Raw genomic sequence first — 18,090 nt, 5'->3', positions numbered from 1 at the left:
TAACAATATGATTTTGATTTTGTATATTTAGGTATTTAACAAACAGGAGGGAGGGAACAGTAATGATTCAATTTGAGTTATTCTCCAAAATCCAAGAACAGATATCACAGGATACAAGTGCATCAGGAATTATGTTAATGGGTTCAGTTGCACAAAATATTGCCACACCGGAATCTGATTTGGACATTATGATACTATGCAATGAGAACTATTTCAAATCAGAAATCGTTGATGAAATTTTAGTTGAATGTATTTATACAACTTATGACAACAGAATGCAGAAGTTGATGGATAATGAAATGGAGGTATATCATTTTATAAATAACAAAATTACATATGATAAATACGGTCAATTACATGATTTAATGGAGATTGCAGTTGATAAATATAATAATTTTATTACAAAACAAGAAACGAAAATGCAGATTTATCACTGGCTCTATAGTACAAGACTCAAACTTTTATCTGCAATAAGTTCAAAAGATACACTAAGACAAAACTATATAGTGTCTACTAACTCCTGGAAAATAATAGAAGCTATTTGGGCTATAAATAATGAACCAGTACCACCTTCAAGTTCAGTATTAAGATTCTATAATACATTAGAAACTATTCCGTATTCTGGATGGTTTGAAACACTATTTAGTAGTGATGATAATTCTAAAGTGAATAGAACGCTCGATTTGATTGAATGGATTTTGTCTCATCTAAATTGTACTTTGTAAAATCCTAATACGGGGGTAAAGCTTTTAGTTAATATAAGATTAGTAGCGAAAGGAGAAAATTGTATGGCAAGAGCAAAGTTTCAAGTGTTAGTTATTCCATTTATAATTAGAGATAACCATATTAAATACGGAATGTTTCTAAGAGCAGATATGAATGTATGGCAGTTTATAGCAGGAGGTGGAGAAGACGAGGAAATACCTCTAGAAGCAGCTAAGAGAGAGGCAAATGAAGAAGCTAATATCCCTTATGATTTCCCTTACTATCCTCTAGATACTTGCTGTAGTATCTCAGCGGATTGCTTTAATGAAGAAGATCGACAAAGATGGGGACAAAACTGTTTTGTTGTTCCTGAGTATTCTTTCGCAGTAAGAGTGGAAAATGAAGAACTTAACCTTTCTCACGAACATCTAGAATACCAATGGTTAGATTATGATTCTGCTAGAAAATTATTGAAGTATGATAGTAATAAAGTTGCATTGGGTGAGCTTAATTCAAGAATAGAGAGAAGTTTACTTGGTGAGTCGAAGTAGTAATATTGAAACATTCAATAACTAGGAACGATATTACTTTGGATTTAGAAGTAATGTGAGATTTTAGTGCAAATAATCTAATAAAGTAAAGGAAGGATATTATGACAACAAAAAATGATATTATTAAATATCTTGAAAGTATTAATGTAAAGCATGACGATACCATCTTGATACATACTTCATTAAAGGCAATTGGTGAACTAGACGGTGGCGCAGATATGTTGATTGATGCATTTTGCGAGTATCTTCACCAAGGATTATTTCTTATTCCTACGCATACTTGGGATAAAGTAGTTCCTAATAATCCTTTTTATGATGTGGCTACAACAGTACCATGTATTGGTACCTTACCATGTGTAGCTATAAACCGTAAAGACGGGGTTCGATCCCTTCATCCAACCCATTCCGTGGTGGCTTTTGGCGAGAGAGCGAGGGAGTATATAAAAGGCGAAGAAATGGCTGCATCTCCTGCACCAATCGGTGGATGTTGGTCAAGGCTATATGAGGAACATGCAAAGATCTTATTAATTGGAGTTGGTCACGATAAAAATACATACTTTCACGCCGTTGATGAGATATTAGATATCCCAAACCGATTAAGTGAGAATGGTTTTAATATAACGATTCGGGACGAAAGTGGTAACACATATACAACACCTCCATTTCATACTCATTTTACAAAAGGTATCTCTTGTTGTTGTTCCGAATTTTATCCAAATTACAAAAGACCATTGGAGGAACTTAACGCAGTGACTTATTCTAAGTTAGGAGAGGCAACTGTATATTGTTGTGATGCAGTGAAATGTGCAGATGTGATACGTCATATGTGGGATAAGACAGATCATGATCTATGTATAAGTGAGGAGGATATACCTCAAAGCTATTATATGGATTTTAAAGAAAGATAACATAAATTAATAGGAGAAAATAGCGATGGAACTTATCATACAACCAACCTTTTCAACCTGTGGACAGGCATGTATTGCCATGATAGCAGGAAAAGAAATAAATGAAGTAATCAAAGATATGAAGACAGATGGACCAACTAGTATAGGTCAGTTAATTGAAGCTTTAGATTTTTACGGAATTGAGCATGCTGAAAAGAATGTACGAATTTCTAAAAAAAAACCTGTACAATCCGATTTTTCAATATTAACTTTACATATGTCTGCAGGATATAAACATTGGGTCTTGTTTTATAATGGAAAATATTATGACCCAGAGTTTGGATTGTTAGATGAATGCCATCCAGAAGGAAGAATTACCTCTTTTTTAGCAATTTACAAATAACTAAGGAAAACCGTATAGATGATGCGGTAGATATGATATATCATGAAGTTGTGAATGGTTAAAACTTTCGAATGTAGTATTTTAAGATAATAAATAGTAATCATAATTTAATTGCAATGGTACATAACATATTAAAGTTAAGAAATGAATTGATGGAGGAAAGACAGTGGAACAATACCAGACAATTCTTAATAATGTTTATTCAATATTAGAAAAAAAGCGAGTAGAGTTGAAGCAGACTTTTCAGTGTCAGGACTTCCAACTTGATATTGGATACTATAATAGACATTACCATAGAAATGATAAAGGAAAATATGAGATAGAGTATTATCCGATTCCAGTTATTTCAGTAAAAGGTTATTGTGATATTGAGATTGAGCTAGATTATATCTCAATATCAACGAAATTAAAAAGAGAAGATGTATTAATATATGAATTCTCGAAACTATCAGAATATAGATTTGAAGCATTTGGAGTAGAAGAATATCTCGACGATTATTATATAGAGGGACTGACATATGTGAAATTTAAAGAAAAAGTGAGACAATCAAATGAAAAAGAAATAGGATTTGCATTTTTCTTTGAATCAGATGTGGATGTAGTGAAAATATGTTTATTCGTTGAGTTTTTACAGAAAGAGAAATTTTATTATTAACTGTTAAGGGAGGAAACAACATGCCAATATTAGGTGTTATTCAACCTGAAATAATAAAGATTGATGAGAATATACGTCTGCGTAGATATAATTCTCAGAATAGTTTTGCTTTGCAATGGTATCAGGATTCTGAAACATTGATGATGGTGGATGGCAAAGAGGTACCTTATGATACTGCACGTTTAAATAAAATGTATACATACTTAGATGAACACGGAGAGTTATACTTCATAGAAGTTAAGGACGATAATTGCTATGTACCAATTGGCGATGTGACTTTTTGGAAAGATGATATGCCTATCGTAATAGGAAAGAAGGAATACCGTGGGAACGGAATTGGAAAGAAAGTAATTACTAAATTAATACAAAGAGGTACACAATTGGGTTATCCGTCACTCTTTGTTCATGAGGTTTATAACTATAACATTGGTTCTCAGAAGTTGTTTGAGAGTGTAGGATTTAAAAAATATAAAACTACACCATCTGGTTATCGGTATAGATTAGACTTAGTATAGATCTAGTTCAATTTATAACAGTAGTTTAAATATATACCGATTAATAGTAAAATAATGATTCATCATAAGCTTAGGAATTTCAATATGTTAATTACTTAGCTAATAACAATACATAACTATACAATATAACTATAATACAAGGAGATAACATAGAATGGAAAGCATAAAGTTAATAGATATTACATCAGAAAATTGGGTGAAAGTATGTTTTTTACATCCAGGAGAAGAAGGAGCTAAATATGTAGCTTCAAACCCAGTGTCTATCGTACAATCCGTATACGAAAAAGGATGGATCATAAAAGGGATAGAAAAAGATGGTACACTAATTGGATTTACAATGTATGGATATAGCGAAGAGTTATCTGCTTACGAACTGTGTCGCTTTATGATTGATCAACAATATCAGGGAATGGGTTACGGTAAGAGAGCACTGAACATTATTATTAATGAGATGTATCGTCGTTTCGATTGTAAAGAAATATATCTTAGTACAGGACCAAGTAATAATCGTGGAAAGCATGTATATGAGCAGGCGGGTTTTGTGTCTACTGGAACAACTTGCGGTGATGGAGACGACATTGAAGATATATTCTGCCTGAAACGATAGTAAAAGGAAATTTATATATGAAAACACTTGAATCTGAACGATTAAAACTTCGAGAATGGAATGAGAAAGATGTTCACGACTATTTTGAAATATATAAGAATCCTGATGTTGTAAATGCGGGAGTAAAAATATGTGATAGATTTATTAGTCGTAGCCGTTTGTCATTATCCATATAATATACGATCTAAACGTGTTATCGAAAAATGTGGTATTACATATGAGGGAACGTTACGAGGATATAGTAGAAATTTAACTGATAGCATACGATATTCTATGACAAAAGAGGAATGAGAAAAAATATATGGTTAATAAAATTATGTATCATACCACAGCTTATTACTTTGATTGATAAAATACATGAAGCAATACTTGAAGGCAAGTACTTAATACATTTTGGAATATAAAAGGTGAATTATGAAATCAATATATAAAAATGAAAAAGGCAAAACAGAAATAATAGATCTATATAACAAACAGTTACAGAAGTTAGGTGTTATATATAAGGATATATATGTGGATACTTCGTTTGGTAAAACGCATCTTATCGAAACAGGTAACTTGAACGGTAAACCACTATTAGTATTTCATGGTGGGAATTCTACAACAGCATACAACTTATTGTTTTGCGATTTCCTATTAGAGGATTTTCACATTTATGCCGTTGATACGATTGGACATCCAGGAAAAAGCGCAGAAGTTTCCCTTTCTTCTAAAAATCAGGATTACGGGAAATGGGCTAGTGAAGTGATTACGGGAATTGGCTATGAAAAAATTGCTTGTTTTGGTGGTTCATTTGGTGCGGGTGTTCTTGTTAAAACGATGTGTGTATCGCCACAATTGATTGAAAGAAGTGCCTTACTGGTACCTTCTGCAATCTGTAACGCGCCCGCTTATAAGAGTATGAATATGTTAGCACCAATGATTCTATATTGGATTACCCATAAAAGAAGTTGGTTTATTCGATGTATCTTGCCAATGGCGATTACGGAAGAGAATATATTAGATGATATTATAGACACTGCAAAATGCAGCATTGACAATGCAAAGATAAAAACAGGAATGCCAAGTAACGAATCAGACGAGAGTCTATCAAGATACAAGGGTCCAGTGTTGATTATGAGTGCAGAAAAAGATTGTTTGTTTCCAGGACAAATGGTAATAGAACGAGCAAAGAAGATCTGGAAGCATGCTAATACATATTTACTGAAAGATAGAGGACATATTCATGTTCTTACAGAGGAAGAAAAAAATATGTTGAAAGATTTTCTATTGGGATAATAAGTTTAATTGAAATGAAAACGGGGTAGTAAAATTATGTTAGGAATATATTTTAGTGGAACAGGCAATACAAAGTACTGCATTGAACAGTTCGTAAAAGAATTAGATACAACAGCGAAGTGTATCTCAATAGAAGATGTAAACATTTTAGATGAGGTACATAAAAATGATTTTATTGTTTTGGGGTATCCAATATATTTTAGCAATTTGCCTAAAATAGTGAGAGACTTTATATCACAGAATAACTCGATATTCAAAGGCAAAAAAGTCTTTATAATTGCGACGATGGGCTTATTCAGTGGAGATGGTACAGGTTGTAGCGCAAGGCTACTTTCTCGAAATGGTGCTGATATTGTTGGAGGACTTCATGTGAAGATGCCGGATTGTATTGGTGATGAAAAGGCATTAAAGAAAACAATAGAGCAAAATAAAGAACTTGTAAAGAGAGCGACTATAAAAATAAAAAATTCAGCGAATAGACTAAACAATGGTCATCCAACGCAAGAGGGAATTGGTATTCTCTATCATATTGCAGGTTTATTTGGGCAAAGACTTTGGTTCTATGGGAAAACGAAAAAATACTCAGATAAGTTAAAAATCAATACAGATAAATGTGTTGGATGTGGGTGTTGTACGCAGTTATGTCCGATGAACAATTTGTCTATTGCTAATCAGAAAGCAGTACAAAATGGAAAATGCACCATGTGCTATCGTTGTATCAGCAATTGCCCTCGCAAAGCAATTACCCTCTTAGGGAAAAACGTATATGAACAATGCAAAATAGAGAAATATCTTTAATAAACATAATATGCAGTACAGACTTATATATATAATTGATAGAGTTGAGGAGATTCTTAAATAATTTGAGTGAGGTGTAAGTTTGAAAATTCTTATTTATGGTGCAGGTGTAATTGGTAGTATTTTTGCTGGAAAGCTTGCGCAAGCTAAAAACGATGTTACTGTATTAGCACGCGGTAAACGGTTGGAAGAGATAAAAAAAGATGGTATTGTTCTTACGAATCCTAAAACGCATCAAGACGAGCACGCTAAAGTACAAGTAATAGATCAATTGTCATCTAAGGATGAATATGACTACATCATTGTTGTAGTGCAAGGAACTCAGATTGATGAAATCTTACCAGTACTGTCACAAAATTGCTCTAAGAATATCGTGTTCGTTGTAAACACAGCAAATGGATATGATCATTGGTTAAAGGCGGTTGGTGAAGATAGACTTATGCTAGGATTTCCATCTGCTGGAGGAGAACGAATAAATGGTAAAGTAAGCTATTTTGTAGGTAAAGGTATACAAAGAGCCTTTCAAACAACAACATTTGGCGAGTATAACGGAGTAAAATCAGAACGTGTCAAAACGATAATTAAACTATTTAATCAAGCTGGGATACCATCTGTATTTTGCAGTAATATGGATGCTTGGCAAAAAACACATGTTGCTATGGTTACCAATATCGCCAACGCGTTATATGGATTTGAATGTGATAATGTTGCTTTGGGGCGTTCGTATAAAGATATGAAAGACATGATATTGGGAATAAAAGAAGGACGTAAGGTTCTGAAACACTGTGGAATTAAGCCTACACCAACGAAATTATGGTGGTTTCAATTGCCAACCACTATTTTAACAGTATTTTTTTCAGTCTTTATGAGAACCACTCTTGCAGAAACGACAATGGCAAAGCATTGCATAGCCGCAAGATCAGAAATGATATTTTTGCAACAAGAATTTGATACCTTGATAGAAAAAAGTGGTATTAAGACACCAGTTATAGATAGACTTAAAAGAAATCTTTACATATAATAAGCTTACACATATGATCCTAAGTATCCACATTCAGGATATGTTAAGAAAGAATCAGCTATGACTTATGAAGGAACACTAAGACATTAGGATTGGAATAATCAAGGAATATGTGATGTGTACTATTATTCTATTATCGGTCAGAATATGAATTATCAAAGGAGAACTTTACAGATGAATCATAAGATAGCAATTTTATTTCCAGGGATAGGATATCATGAAGATAAACCTTTGTTATATTATGCAAAGGATTTAGTGGCATGTATGGGTTATGAATACAGAACCGTAAAATATGGTGAGATGCCAAAGAATATCAAGGAAGATGCAACCAAGCAAGAAGAGGCTCTTATTCTAGCGGGGCAAGAAATACAAAAGCAATTAGACGAAATTGATTTTTCTAAATATGAGTCGATCGTTTTTATATCGAAAAGTATAGGAAGTGTCTTGGCTGTTGATTATGCCAATAGTCATAACCTCGATGTGAAGCATATCTTATTTACACCAATACAGGAAACTTTGAAATACTTGATTAAAAGAGGAATTGTATTTCACGGGACTAATGATGACTGGATTAATACTGAAGACTTAAAGAAAAAGTGTATGGAAGAGGGATTGAGCTTATATTTGACTGAGAATGCTAATCATTCATTGGAAACTGAAAACACACTGAATAATATTGCAATTCTAAAAGTCGTGATTGGTCAAATAGAAGATTTCTTGGATACCGAATATGTAAGTGTAGAGAAACATTATGATATGCTTATTGATGAAGGAAATGATCCAGTTTACGATTCCTTACCGTTGAAAGAATATATGGATAAATCAGACGGGCAGTATTTCATTCAGTGTCTTAGCCTTACACCAACTAAGAATGTCTTGGAGATCGGTGTAGGTACCGGAAGACTCGCGATAAGAGTAGCAGAGTATTGTAAAACGTTCTGTGGAATAGATATATCAGCAAAGACAGTGAAGCGTGCAAAACAGAATCTAAAGAAGTATGATAATGTTTCCATTCTACAGGGTGATTTTTTAGAGTATACATTTGATACCACATATGATGTTATTTACTCTTCACAGGTATTTTGGCATATTAAGGATAAGCAAAAAGCTATTATTAAAATAGCGAAATTATTAACAGAGAATGGAATATTTGTATTATCGATAGATAAAGAGCAGTCCGAAATTACTGATTATGTTAGTAGGAAAGTTATGATGTTTCCTGATGATAAGGATAAAATACTGGAATAAATGGGACATGCACATCTTTCTGTCAAACATATTGGAGAGATAGAAAAAGCCTATGTAATTATTGCATATAAGGGAAATAGCGAAGTGTAAATGTGAATTTCATGACAAAATGCACTATTTCATCGTGTTTACGATAAAACAGTGCAACATTGCGTTAAAAAATTTTAAGATTAGATGGCATTCATTTTATACAAGTATAGATTCAATGAGGAATTTCGTTTCCCTCATTGCTTCACAATTTCTAAAGATACTGACACAACATGTTATTGAAGATAGTAGAATTATCTCGCTATGGGTAAAAATTATTATATAATAAACCATTGAATAAAATCCCATATAAAATGCAGTATAGTTGGAGCAATAATACTATTATACTTTGAGTACAACCGTTGAAAAATTATATGAAATATAAAAATTAAAATCAAATTCCACCAGTTAAGCAATATGTATTCTGGCATACTCATTTGAGCAATCACCATATGAAAGGGAATATGATACAATGAAAACATAATGCCTACTATGACTATAGATAATCGTTTGTTATTGAAGAAGCCATATAGTCTTGTTCCTATATACCCTCTAACTGTAATTTCTTCCGTGAAGCCAATAAAAAACAAGAAATAAATAATTCTCATAACAATCAGACCAATATCTGTTTGCAATGTTGAACCAGTAATAATTGGCCAAAAGCCTCCAACTAGAACTACCAATATAAACAAAATGATTCCCACTGTGAGTGACTTTAAAGCTTGATTCTTGCTAAATCCCACTGTAATTAATTTTTGCTTACGAATGAAACAAAACAAAAAAACAAGTCCAATACATACCGATGAAGCAATACCAGTAACACAAAATATATATGTTTCTGTCAAGGTTGAACTTCTTTGGACAAATATTTTTCCTGTTAGCACAAAAACTAACACCATACAAACATATAAGATTAACGCAAACAGAGCATCTTTTCTACCATATTCATCCGTTTGTTGCACATATTCATCATCAACATCTAATACCATAGTTTTCACTCTTTCTCCTCATTAAAATACTGTTTATCTGTATATAATAGTAATTACTATTTCACTATATAAAATAATGCAATCCAAATACTGGTGATATTATACATTATATAATTACTTTAATCAACGTATTTGTCGTTCACACTTATACTAAAAATGAACATAGAAAATAAAAGGATCATTCATAAGTTGCTATGTTTTGAATGTATCTCTGGCTTGAGCTTAATGAGATGCTTATGGTTACTGAGTCTAATGTCATCATCCGATTTCACTACTATATAAAACAAATGAAAAAAGGTTGACACTGTAGCTGAAAGGTGTTATAATTACCTTTGCTCTTAGGAGAGTAAATAATGTCGCGGGGTGGAGCAGTCTGGAAGCTCGTCGGGCTCATAACCCGAAGGTCATAGGTTCAAATCCTGTCCCCGCAATCTTAGAAAAATTGAATATATTGAATTAAGTACAGCCGTTAGATAGAGAAGTTTATAGCCTCTATCTAACGGCTTTTTTTTCCTCAATCTAGACTGGTAATCATTGCAAGGAGATATAACTCTTACATATTTAGAACATTTCCAACCTCAGAAGTTGAAAAGCCAGTAAATTGGTCTATTTGTCAGAACTTGTATTTGAAGTTCCAATTCCTCTTCCGGTGTAGTATAATTATGACATATTTATTAGTGGGGTGCTCGATATGTCCTATAAAACAAAAGTTAAGAGTGACAGATAAGAGCAAAAGTGAATTCTTAAAATTGGAGGTATTACGAATGAACTATAAGTTTGGGGTACAGGAAAAGAAAAGGTTACGTGTTATTGTAGATACGGATGCAGCATGCGAAGCAGACGATCAGTATGCAATTGTCCATGCATTACTTACACCACGATTTATTATCAAGGGCATAATTGCGGAACAATTTGGTGGAAAAAGTGGAGAACGAACCGTCAAGAAAAGCTATCAGGAGATACAAAAGATCTTAAGTCTAATGGACATGAAGGATGTACCAGTATATTACGGAGCTGAATATCCTTTATCCTCTGAGCAAGAGATACCTGAGTCAGAGGGTGCAGACATTATTATAAAGGAAGCATTAAGTAGTGAAGAAGATAAATTATACGTATTATGCCAAGGTGCCATAACGAATGTGGCGATTGCACTTAATAAATGTCCCGAAATAGTAGATCAAATAATATGTATATGGATTGGAGGAGGCTTTTATCCAGAGGGAGGATGGGAATTTAATTTACTCAATGATTATCATGCAGCCAATGTAGTGTTCAAATCTAAGATTGAGCTATGGCAAGTACCTATGGATTGCTACACCAGAATGCAGGTCGGTTATGCTGAACTACAGAGGAAAGTGATGCCTTGTGGAGCAATAGGAAAGTATCTCTTTGATGAAATGCAGGAACTAGGAATGAAAGCTGATTGGATCTGTGGGGAAGCTTGGTCTTTAGGCGATTCTCCTGCAATTGGACTGGCTCTGAACCCTGGTTGTGGACACTGTGAGATTCGTAAAGCACCTATCGTAGATAGCGATGGTTATTATATTGGAAACGTAGAGAGTCATGATATCAGAGTATTTTATGAAATTGATTCCAGGTACATATTGGAGGATTTCTTTGCAAAGTTAGCAATTTATAATACAGGTAATATTAAAAATATTGATAGGACTTACAATATTGATATGACTTACAATACTGTCATCAACGGTAAAAGTTACGACTCCAACAATACTGACAAAACTGATTGCTTACTTCTAGCTCGTAAGTTATTAGAAATGTACGAAATAAGTAGAAAGCAAGGCATCTTAGCTATAGTAGATGAAGCAAGAACTAGCAAATATCAATCGAAGTTATTAAATATAGCAATACATTTGATGACAAGTGGCTTATCCATCGAACAAATAGATGAAATATTAGAAAGATATGCGATTGCAGATAACTATGTAGGAAATAAATTACTTGAAAGTCAGTTAATTCGAGAAGGAGTAGCATGTATTCTAGATGGTGCAGATTTTAACTATATGAAAGAGCTTCTATGTTCCTATTTTGGAGTAAATATGAGAGATCGCTTTTTGGAATTTTGCAATTTAGATGAGAATATCATATTTGATAACATCATAAGCAGATATAAAGACAAAGAAGTATTATCCAATATGACTAATCTACTTGAAGAGTGTCTAGAATTAGATGATAGAATATATCATGAAGCTTTAATACATATAGATAATAAAACTCTATGTTCAGCATTAAAAGGTGCCTCTGGAGAGGTAATAAGAAGATTATTAAGCGTGCTTTCTCCTAATTTAACATATTTTATTTCGGAAGATATAGAAAATAATGATGACAATATTGATACTATTATTATGTCACAAAAAGAAGTACGAAATGCAATCGAGAGACTAAGGTAAATGTTAATTAGTAGAATATTGCTTACAAAATAGTAGGGCATTTAAACTATATGGTTGCGTACATATAATAAAAGAAAATCAAGAAGGAGATTATTGATGAGAAACTATGAACAAACAATAGGAAATCTAATAGACAAGGCGACTCTTACTATTATAAGTTATATCGATAGTGATGGTTTTCCAATAAGTAAAGCAATGTTGTCCCCAAGAGAACGAGAAGGAATCCAAGTTTTTTGGTTTTCAACCAATACTTCTTCACTCAAAGTAGGTTGTTTTAAAGAGAACCCTGCAGCCAGTATTTATTTTGTAGATAAACGTTTTTATCGAGGAGTCAGTTTACTTGGTACGATGGAAGTATTAGAGACAGCAGAGGCAAAAGAACGTATCTGGCATGAAGGGGATAGTATGTATTATTCGAAAGGCATGACAGACCCAGATTATTGCGTGTTAAAGTTTACAGCTAAAAAAGGAAGATTTTATAGTAACTTTAAGTCGGAAGATTTTATATTATAATTTTGCAAAGGTAAAACAAATTATCAACAATCAAGAGGAGGTTTTTAGTTGAATATAACATTTGTTAATCCTGGTATAGACTATATGATTGAAAGCATTATGAACTTTCAAACGGAGAAAGAAACACCGTTTTGGTCTGATGCTTTATATCGTTTTTATCCTCAGTTAGACAAAGACTATGTGCAAAACTTAGGGTTTACAGAAAGAAAAGAATATATAGAAAGTACCTTGCGAACGGTATATATTGAATTAGAAGATGTGATAAACCAGAAGATCTTAATATATTGCAAGCATTGGGAGGATAATAAAGAACAGATAATAAATGCATTATCTGAGGCTTTTGAAATTGATTGTAATCCTCTTTTTAACGAGTTATATTGTAATGTTTCTATGAATCCAATCTCACCTAGGTATTTGGAAGAACAGTGCTTTGAGGTGTTTTACCTTAATAGTGAGCGAGGAGCTTTAGGGGTATCGATCCATGAAATAATACATATGGTTTGGTTTTACGTGTGGAATCAACTATTTGGGGATAGTTATACAGAATATGAACGTCCATCAATGAAATGGATATTAAGTGAAATGGTTGTTGAATCAATAATGAAAGATCCTAGGCTCAGTAGCCTTAATCCATATTTTCCAAGAGAAAAAGGAGGCTGTATTTATTCATACTTTTTTGATATGAAGGTAGACAATACGTTTGTATTAGACACTATAGATGAATTATATAGTAGTCAAGGTATAAAAGAATTTATGAAGAATAGTTATGATTTTTGCTTGAACCATGAGACTGAAATTAGAAACCATATTGAAAGGTCTGAAAAGATTTAAATAGAAATATACGAAAAATTTTGAATATAGAATAGATATAAATATAGATACGAGCATTAAGTAATATTAAGTTTTGGTTTTGAAGAGGAGACAAAAACTGTTATGGAGAAGGAAAACATAGATATATTATATGACTTATGCTTAAACTTTAGTTTAGGCAATGTCATTGGGGGGCCAATTGAGGTGAAAGGTGGTTTACTACATAAAATGTTTAAAGTCACTACGGATCAAGGAGACTATGCTATAAAATGCCTGAATCCAGCGATAATGAGTCGTGAATGTGCTTTAAATAACACGATTAATTCTGAAAAAATATCAGAAACTCTTGGATTAAAGATTCCAGCTATTAGTGCAATAAAAATTGGTGCCAATCATGTGCATCAATATAATGGTGAATACTTCATGTTCTTTGATTGGATTGATGGACAATCCGTATATCCACCTGAGATTACTGAGGAACATTGTAATGCTATCGGGGATCTCATTGGAAAGATACACAGTCTAGATGTTTCTATTCAAGGGTTAGAAGACAAGTCAGAGAATATAGAAATTTATGAGTGGAAAGAATTTCTTGAGATGGGAAGGCAGAATAATTCTACATGGGTTTCTACATTGGAAGATACTCTTGAAGATATTATGAATTGGAATCAGAACGTATTGAATGCAAAAGCGATATTATCGAATGAACGGGTTAGCAGTCATAGAGATTTGGATCCTAAGAATGTGTTGTGGCAAGGAAACTGCCCTTTTATTATTGACTGGGAAGCAGCAGGGTATGTTAATCCATATCAGGAATTATTAGAAGTATTGAATTATTGGGCTGATGATGGAAATGGTGGCTTACATAGAAATTTATTCATGGCTATCCTAGATAAATACAAACTACACAATTCAATTAGTAAAGTGAACTGGGATGTGGTTTTGGATAGTGGTTATGAGGGTATGCTCGGATGGTTGGAGTATAATCTTAAGAGAGCACTCGGAATAGAAGTATCGAACGAAGATGAGATTAAGTTGGGTGAGGAGCAAGTTATTGCTACAATTAATGAATTAAAACGATATCAGGAGAAGATTAGTTTAATGAAGGAGTGGTTGTAAATGCTTGAGAATGAGGGAGATATTGAGTATAAAAGCATATTTATGCGATGCGATGAGGTAAATAAGGATGCATATAGAACTGTACCAAGTTTAGTCTCCATTGAAAGATATAAATCAGGAATGGAGAAGATTTGGGCAGATATTCAAAAGGCATCTGGAGAATTTCCTGAATCAAGCAATGAAGAAGTTACATCATATTTTATCAATCGATTTGGTTCGGAAAGTATCTCATTGACTGAAAGATGCTTTTTTCTAAAAGACAATAAGTCTGAGAAATATTTCGGGACTTGCATGGCATGGGAGAAGAAGAAAGATGATAAAGTAATTCCAGTACTTCATTGGCTTGCAGTAGATTCTGAATATTGCGGGAAAGGGTATGCGAGAGTACTGATTACTAAGGTTATGAAGTTTTTTGAAATAAATAATTACAATGAAACCGTTTTTCTTCACACTCAGCCCAAGTCTTTTAAAGCAATTAAATTGTATAGTGATTTTGGATTTTGCTTGACAGCAAAGGATGTATATGGAATAGCAGCGAATGAAAGCGAAGAATCAATTTCTCTTTTGGAGAAGTATATGAAAGACGAGACAATTTTGGTTTTAAAGCAGAGAATGATATTATAAATTGGTTATTGGAGGAATAAAATGGAGATTAGGTTCGGAAAATATGAAGATCTAGATTCATGGATGCAACTTGTAAAAAAAGTAAGTTGGAATTTCCCAGGTTTAGAAACAGACGATGCAATAGAGGAACATAAGAATACAGTATTAAAGTTTATGAATCGAACATCTGCAATTTGTGCCATAGAAAATAATCAAATAGTAGGAGTTTTGCTTTTCTCCAACAAGAATAATATGCTGTGCTGCATGGCTGTAGATCCTGATTATCGTAGAAATAGTATAGCCACAAAAATGTTTTCCTTCATGATCACTACAATTGCTGATACATCAAAAGATATTGTAGTTTCAACTTTCCGAGAGGGAGATCCCAAAGGGGTTGCACCGAGAGCATTTTATAAAAAGATTGGATTTGTCGAGGGTGAATTGACAGAAGAGTTCGGGTATCCGAATCAAAAATTTATATTAAAGGTAATGAAAAAGCCCAAAATTATTGCAATAGCGGCTGTTTCAGGTGGTGGAAAAACAACAATAGTAAATGAACTTCATAAAAGGCTATCATTATCTAAAGCCATTTATTTTGATGATTATGATTTTGAGAAATACCCAGAAGACTTCTATGAATGGGTTAAGAATGGAGCCGATTATAATGAATGGAATCTGGGAAAAATGGTGAGAGACATCAATGATATATTAGCGCATGAACAGCTGAATTACATATTGCTCGATTATCCATTTGCATATAAAAATGATATGGTTACGCCTTATATTGATTATTCAATTTTTATAAATACTCCACTTGATATCGCAATGGCAAGACGTATTGTAAGAGATTATGTAAGTAATCAATCGCCTGAGAGACTGAATGCCGAACTGAACTATTATCTTTTACATGGGAGAATTGCTTATCTAGAGATGTTGAATACAGTAATGCCAGATTCTGATTATATAATAGATGGAAGTTTAAGTATTGAAGAAATAGTGACAAAGATTCTGGAAAAAATAGAATAAACTCATATTATTAATGTATATAAAGATAATTACATGCTAATTATTAACGAAAGAAGGGATAATAATGAATTTAAAATATATAAAAGCGAAAAAAGAGGATGCTGAATTATTAATCCGTTTGTATAATGAATCTTTTTATGATGACTACATAAGATACGGCGAATGTCCTGCTTATGGTAGAAGTAAGGAACGAATGGAGGAGTCAATTGCACTCTATCCTAAATTAATTATATATTATGATGATATTCCAGTCGGAGTAATATCATTAGTAAATAAGGATAATGGTGAGTATTACCTAGGCTGCCTTTGTGTTATACCAGAGTATCAAGGAAAAGGGATTGGAACACAAGCTGTCAAATATATATTTGATTCCTATTCGGATTGGAGAAAGATAAGACTGATTACGCCGATTGATAAACAGGAAAACGTATCTTTCTATACACAAAAATGCGGATTTACTATAGAGGGAACAGAAATGGATGGGAATGTTAAAGTAGTACGTTTTATAAAGGAACGATAAATTGAGGTAAGATTCTGATTAGTCGAAGATGCGACGATGTAGAGTTTGAATCATGGTATACTTAAGAAATATATTCTGGAGATAAAAAATGGAAAAACAAAGTAAAGTTGCAATTGTATGTTGCTCAAACGGCCAGCATCATAAGTATAAAGCGAAAATTGAAACATTAAAGAATACATTATTACAAATAGGATTAGTTCCTGTTTTCAGTGATTATATATATCAAGAATTCTCTGTATTTAGTGGTTCAGGGAAAGAACGAGCGGAAAGCTTGATGGATTTTTATAGAGACGAAGAGATTAAAGCAATATTCGATATATCGGGTGGAGATATTGCAAATGAAATACTCCCTTATTTAGACTTTGACTTGATAGCGCAATCTAATAAAAGTTTTTGGGGATATAGTGATCTTACAACTATTGTTAATGCAATTTATTCTAAAACAGGTAAAGAATCTGTATTGTATCAGATAAGAAATATGATTTATAAAGATGCTGATAATCAAATTAAGAACTTTACAAATACCATATTCAATAATACAAATGATTTATTTACATTTAATTATGAGTTTGTGCAAAAGGATAGTATGCATGGAAATGTAGTTGGTGGGAATATTAGATGCTTGCTTAAATTAGCGGGCACCGAATATTGGCCTGATATGACTGGAAAGGTATTGTTATTAGAAAGCTTTAGCGGAGTTGTTCCTCAAATGGTAACCTATTTGAATCAGCTAAAACAAATAGGTACATTTGATAAGATAACTGGCATTATATTTGGAACATTCACTGAGATGGAAGAGCAGGCATGCAGCCCGAATATTATTGATTTAGTGAAACAATATGTCGGAGATGACATCCCGATTGCTATAACAGATGAGATTGGGCATGGTGTTAATTCGAAAGCGATTGTAATTGGTAAGGAGCTATATCTAAATAAATGATATGAGTTGCCCGACAAATGACCTGTAATATTAAAATAGAAACTATATAATTGCTGTTACTAAGCAGCAAATGAGAATAAATGAGTTATTCATTAGCTTTTAGGTCGATTATCTTCGCCCCATTTACACATAGATAATAAAAGTGGGATTAGCTCTGACCTTTTTCAGTTAGAGAATATTCGACCTTAGGTGGTACTTGAGGGTATTCATTTCTTAAAATAATACCCTCATTTTCTAATTCTTTTAATTGAGTGCTTAACATTTTGTGGGTAATTCCTTCAATATTTCTTTTTAAAGCATTAGATCTTACAGTTTTCATACAAGCTAATATATAGATTATCTTTAATTTCCATTTACCACTGATAATGGAAAGAGTATATTCAAAAGGTTCCTTATTTGTTACAAAGCATATATTGTCTGACATTTTAACTCTCCTTTTGGTAAGTATACTACAAAAAAGTGCATAC

At 32.9% G+C, this 18,090-nt stretch carries 22 protein-coding genes and 1 tRNA gene; 21 read left to right on the top strand and 2 right to left on the bottom strand.

All coding sequences use genetic code 11. The features are described from left to right. Positions 1-62: 62 nt before the first annotated feature. The 12 genes from bsdtb5_RS11205 (at position 63) to bsdtb5_RS11150 (ending at position 8,668) form a co-directional block, all read left to right on the top strand. Positions 63-725: a nucleotidyltransferase domain-containing protein gene (locus bsdtb5_RS11205; protein ID WP_271712069.1), complete on the top strand. Its 663-nt coding sequence runs from the start codon at positions 63-65 to the stop codon at positions 723-725. A 63-nt stretch (positions 726-788) separates the two neighbouring features. Then, positions 789-1,256: an NUDIX hydrolase gene (locus tag bsdtb5_RS11200; RefSeq protein ID WP_271712068.1), complete on the top strand. Its 468-nt coding sequence runs from the start codon at positions 789-791 to the stop codon at positions 1,254-1,256. Between the two features lie 101 nt (positions 1,257-1,357). Continuing rightward, complete coding sequence (locus bsdtb5_RS11195) at positions 1,358-2,164, top strand: AAC(3) family N-acetyltransferase (protein ID WP_271712067.1); 807 nt, start codon at positions 1,358-1,360, stop codon at positions 2,162-2,164. Between the two features lie 25 nt (positions 2,165-2,189). Continuing rightward, positions 2,190-2,546 carry a hypothetical protein gene (locus tag bsdtb5_RS11190; RefSeq protein ID WP_271712066.1) on the top strand — a complete coding sequence of 119 codons (357 nt, stop codon included), beginning with the start codon at positions 2,190-2,192 and terminating at the stop codon, positions 2,544-2,546. Between the two features lie 166 nt (positions 2,547-2,712). Next, the gene (locus bsdtb5_RS11185) at positions 2,713-3,201 is read left to right on the top strand and encodes a hypothetical protein (protein WP_271712065.1); all 489 of its coding nucleotides are present in this window, start codon (positions 2,713-2,715) and stop codon (positions 3,199-3,201) included. A gap of 20 nt (positions 3,202-3,221) precedes the next feature. Next, positions 3,222-3,716, top strand: a complete 495-nt coding sequence (locus bsdtb5_RS11180; protein WP_271712064.1) for a GNAT family N-acetyltransferase — start codon at positions 3,222-3,224, stop codon at positions 3,714-3,716. Positions 3,717-3,870: 154 nt separating this feature from the next. After that, positions 3,871-4,323: a GNAT family N-acetyltransferase gene (locus bsdtb5_RS11175; protein ID WP_271712063.1), complete on the top strand. Its 453-nt coding sequence runs from the start codon at positions 3,871-3,873 to the stop codon at positions 4,321-4,323. A 17-nt stretch (positions 4,324-4,340) separates the two neighbouring features. Then, a complete protein-coding gene (locus bsdtb5_RS11170) occupies positions 4,341-4,499 on the top strand; it encodes a hypothetical protein (RefSeq protein ID WP_271712062.1) in 159 nt (52 codons plus the stop codon). Positions 4,500-4,737: 238 nt separating this feature from the next. Continuing rightward, the gene (locus bsdtb5_RS11165) at positions 4,738-5,601 is read left to right on the top strand and encodes an alpha/beta fold hydrolase (protein ID WP_271712061.1); all 864 of its coding nucleotides are present in this window, start codon (positions 4,738-4,740) and stop codon (positions 5,599-5,601) included. Between the two features lie 36 nt (positions 5,602-5,637). Then, on the top strand, positions 5,638-6,399 hold the full coding sequence (locus bsdtb5_RS11160; RefSeq protein ID WP_271712060.1) for an EFR1 family ferrodoxin: 762 nt from the start codon (positions 5,638-5,640) through the stop codon (positions 6,397-6,399). An 82-nt stretch (positions 6,400-6,481) separates the two neighbouring features. Further along, positions 6,482-7,420, top strand: a complete 939-nt coding sequence (locus tag bsdtb5_RS11155; protein WP_271712059.1) for a ketopantoate reductase family protein — start codon at positions 6,482-6,484, stop codon at positions 7,418-7,420. A gap of 174 nt (positions 7,421-7,594) precedes the next feature. Further along, positions 7,595-8,668 (top strand): class I SAM-dependent methyltransferase, encoded by a 1,074-nt coding sequence (locus bsdtb5_RS11150; protein WP_271712058.1) that lies wholly within the window; start codon positions 7,595-7,597, stop codon positions 8,666-8,668. Positions 8,669-8,973: 305 nt separating this feature from the next. Here bsdtb5_RS11150 and bsdtb5_RS11145 read toward each other — a convergent pair whose 3' ends face one another. Continuing rightward, positions 8,974-9,684 carry a CPBP family intramembrane glutamic endopeptidase gene (locus bsdtb5_RS11145; protein ID WP_271716090.1) on the bottom strand — a complete coding sequence of 237 codons (711 nt, stop codon included), beginning with the start codon at positions 9,682-9,684 and terminating at the stop codon, positions 8,974-8,976. A gap of 357 nt (positions 9,685-10,041) precedes the next feature. Between bsdtb5_RS11145 and bsdtb5_RS11140 the strand changes: the two genes are divergently transcribed. The 9 genes from bsdtb5_RS11140 (at position 10,042) to bsdtb5_RS11100 (ending at position 17,623) form a co-directional block, all read left to right on the top strand. Next, positions 10,042-10,115 (top strand) — tRNA-Met (locus tag bsdtb5_RS11140). 333 nt (positions 10,116-10,448) lie between these two features. Further along, positions 10,449-12,092, top strand: coding sequence for a nucleoside hydrolase (locus tag bsdtb5_RS11135; RefSeq protein ID WP_271712057.1), 1,644 nt, complete (start codon positions 10,449-10,451; stop codon positions 12,090-12,092). 96 nt (positions 12,093-12,188) lie between these two features. After that, a complete protein-coding gene (locus tag bsdtb5_RS11130; protein ID WP_271712056.1) occupies positions 12,189-12,605 on the top strand; it encodes a pyridoxamine 5'-phosphate oxidase family protein in 417 nt (138 codons plus the stop codon). 48 nt (positions 12,606-12,653) lie between these two features. Further along, positions 12,654-13,436, top strand: a complete 783-nt coding sequence (locus tag bsdtb5_RS11125) for a hypothetical protein (RefSeq protein WP_271712055.1) — start codon at positions 12,654-12,656, stop codon at positions 13,434-13,436. 102 nt (positions 13,437-13,538) lie between these two features. Continuing rightward, positions 13,539-14,534, top strand: coding sequence for a phosphotransferase (locus bsdtb5_RS11120; protein ID WP_271712054.1), 996 nt, complete (start codon positions 13,539-13,541; stop codon positions 14,532-14,534). Beyond that, positions 14,535-15,158, top strand: a complete 624-nt coding sequence (locus bsdtb5_RS11115) for a GNAT family N-acetyltransferase (RefSeq protein WP_271712053.1) — start codon at positions 14,535-14,537, stop codon at positions 15,156-15,158. It abuts the gene before it with no gap. A 21-nt stretch (positions 15,159-15,179) separates the two neighbouring features. Beyond that, positions 15,180-16,163: a GNAT family N-acetyltransferase gene (locus bsdtb5_RS11110; protein WP_271712052.1), complete on the top strand. Its 984-nt coding sequence runs from the start codon at positions 15,180-15,182 to the stop codon at positions 16,161-16,163. Between the two features lie 64 nt (positions 16,164-16,227). Continuing rightward, positions 16,228-16,683 (top strand): GNAT family N-acetyltransferase, encoded by a 456-nt coding sequence (locus tag bsdtb5_RS11105; protein ID WP_271712051.1) that lies wholly within the window; start codon positions 16,228-16,230, stop codon positions 16,681-16,683. A gap of 88 nt (positions 16,684-16,771) precedes the next feature. Beyond that, positions 16,772-17,623: a S66 family peptidase gene (locus tag bsdtb5_RS11100; RefSeq protein ID WP_271712050.1), complete on the top strand. Its 852-nt coding sequence runs from the start codon at positions 16,772-16,774 to the stop codon at positions 17,621-17,623. A 148-nt stretch (positions 17,624-17,771) separates the two neighbouring features. On the opposite strand, the gene bsdtb5_RS11095 is transcribed toward bsdtb5_RS11100, so the two are convergent. Further along, entirely contained in the window at positions 17,772-18,047 is a 276-nt protein-coding gene (locus bsdtb5_RS11095; protein WP_330611598.1) for a winged helix-turn-helix transcriptional regulator, read from the bottom strand. Between the last annotated feature and the right edge of the window lie 43 nt (positions 18,048-18,090).

The sequence above is a fragment of the Anaeromicropila herbilytica genome (assembly GCF_016591975.1).
In the GTDB taxonomy this organism is placed as follows: Bacteria; Bacillota; Clostridia; order Lachnospirales; family Lachnospiraceae; genus Anaeromicropila; species Anaeromicropila herbilytica.
Note: the sequence above shows the minus strand (reverse complement) of the source record. Positions and strands in the feature narration are given on the sequence as shown.

What these genes read in the sequence shown, in the direction of transcription:
- bsdtb5_RS11205 (WP_271712069.1), top strand. Translation starts at nt 63, where the DNA reads ATGATTCAATTTGAGTTATTCTCCAAAATCCAAGAACAGATATCACAG.
- bsdtb5_RS11200 (WP_271712068.1), top strand. Translation starts at nt 789, where the DNA reads ATGGCAAGAGCAAAGTTTCAAGTGTTAGTTATTCCATTTATAATTAGA.
- bsdtb5_RS11195 (WP_271712067.1), top strand. Translation starts at nt 1,358, where the DNA reads ATGACAACAAAAAATGATATTATTAAATATCTTGAAAGTATTAATGTA.
- bsdtb5_RS11190 (WP_271712066.1), top strand. Translation starts at nt 2,190, where the DNA reads ATGGAACTTATCATACAACCAACCTTTTCAACCTGTGGACAGGCATGT.
- bsdtb5_RS11180 (WP_271712064.1), top strand. Translation starts at nt 3,222, where the DNA reads ATGCCAATATTAGGTGTTATTCAACCTGAAATAATAAAGATTGATGAG.
- bsdtb5_RS11175 (WP_271712063.1), top strand. Translation starts at nt 3,871, where the DNA reads ATGGAAAGCATAAAGTTAATAGATATTACATCAGAAAATTGGGTGAAA.
- bsdtb5_RS11170 (WP_271712062.1), top strand. Translation starts at nt 4,341, where the DNA reads ATGAAAACACTTGAATCTGAACGATTAAAACTTCGAGAATGGAATGAG.
- bsdtb5_RS11165 (WP_271712061.1), top strand. Translation starts at nt 4,738, where the DNA reads ATGAAATCAATATATAAAAATGAAAAAGGCAAAACAGAAATAATAGAT.
- bsdtb5_RS11160 (WP_271712060.1), top strand. Translation starts at nt 5,638, where the DNA reads ATGTTAGGAATATATTTTAGTGGAACAGGCAATACAAAGTACTGCATT.
- bsdtb5_RS11150 (WP_271712058.1), top strand. Translation starts at nt 7,595, where the DNA reads ATGAATCATAAGATAGCAATTTTATTTCCAGGGATAGGATATCATGAA.
- bsdtb5_RS11145 (WP_271716090.1), bottom strand. Translation starts at nt 9,684, where the DNA reads ATGGTATTAGATGTTGATGATGAATATGTGCAACAAACGGATGAATAT.
- bsdtb5_RS11135 (WP_271712057.1), top strand. Translation starts at nt 10,449, where the DNA reads ATGAACTATAAGTTTGGGGTACAGGAAAAGAAAAGGTTACGTGTTATT.
- bsdtb5_RS11130 (WP_271712056.1), top strand. Translation starts at nt 12,189, where the DNA reads ATGAGAAACTATGAACAAACAATAGGAAATCTAATAGACAAGGCGACT.
- bsdtb5_RS11120 (WP_271712054.1), top strand. Translation starts at nt 13,539, where the DNA reads ATGGAGAAGGAAAACATAGATATATTATATGACTTATGCTTAAACTTT.
- bsdtb5_RS11115 (WP_271712053.1), top strand. Translation starts at nt 14,535, where the DNA reads ATGCTTGAGAATGAGGGAGATATTGAGTATAAAAGCATATTTATGCGA.
- bsdtb5_RS11110 (WP_271712052.1), top strand. Translation starts at nt 15,180, where the DNA reads ATGGAGATTAGGTTCGGAAAATATGAAGATCTAGATTCATGGATGCAA.
- bsdtb5_RS11105 (WP_271712051.1), top strand. Translation starts at nt 16,228, where the DNA reads ATGAATTTAAAATATATAAAAGCGAAAAAAGAGGATGCTGAATTATTA.
- bsdtb5_RS11100 (WP_271712050.1), top strand. Translation starts at nt 16,772, where the DNA reads ATGGAAAAACAAAGTAAAGTTGCAATTGTATGTTGCTCAAACGGCCAG.
- bsdtb5_RS11095 (WP_330611598.1), bottom strand. Translation starts at nt 18,047, where the DNA reads ATGTCAGACAATATATGCTTTGTAACAAATAAGGAACCTTTTGAATAT.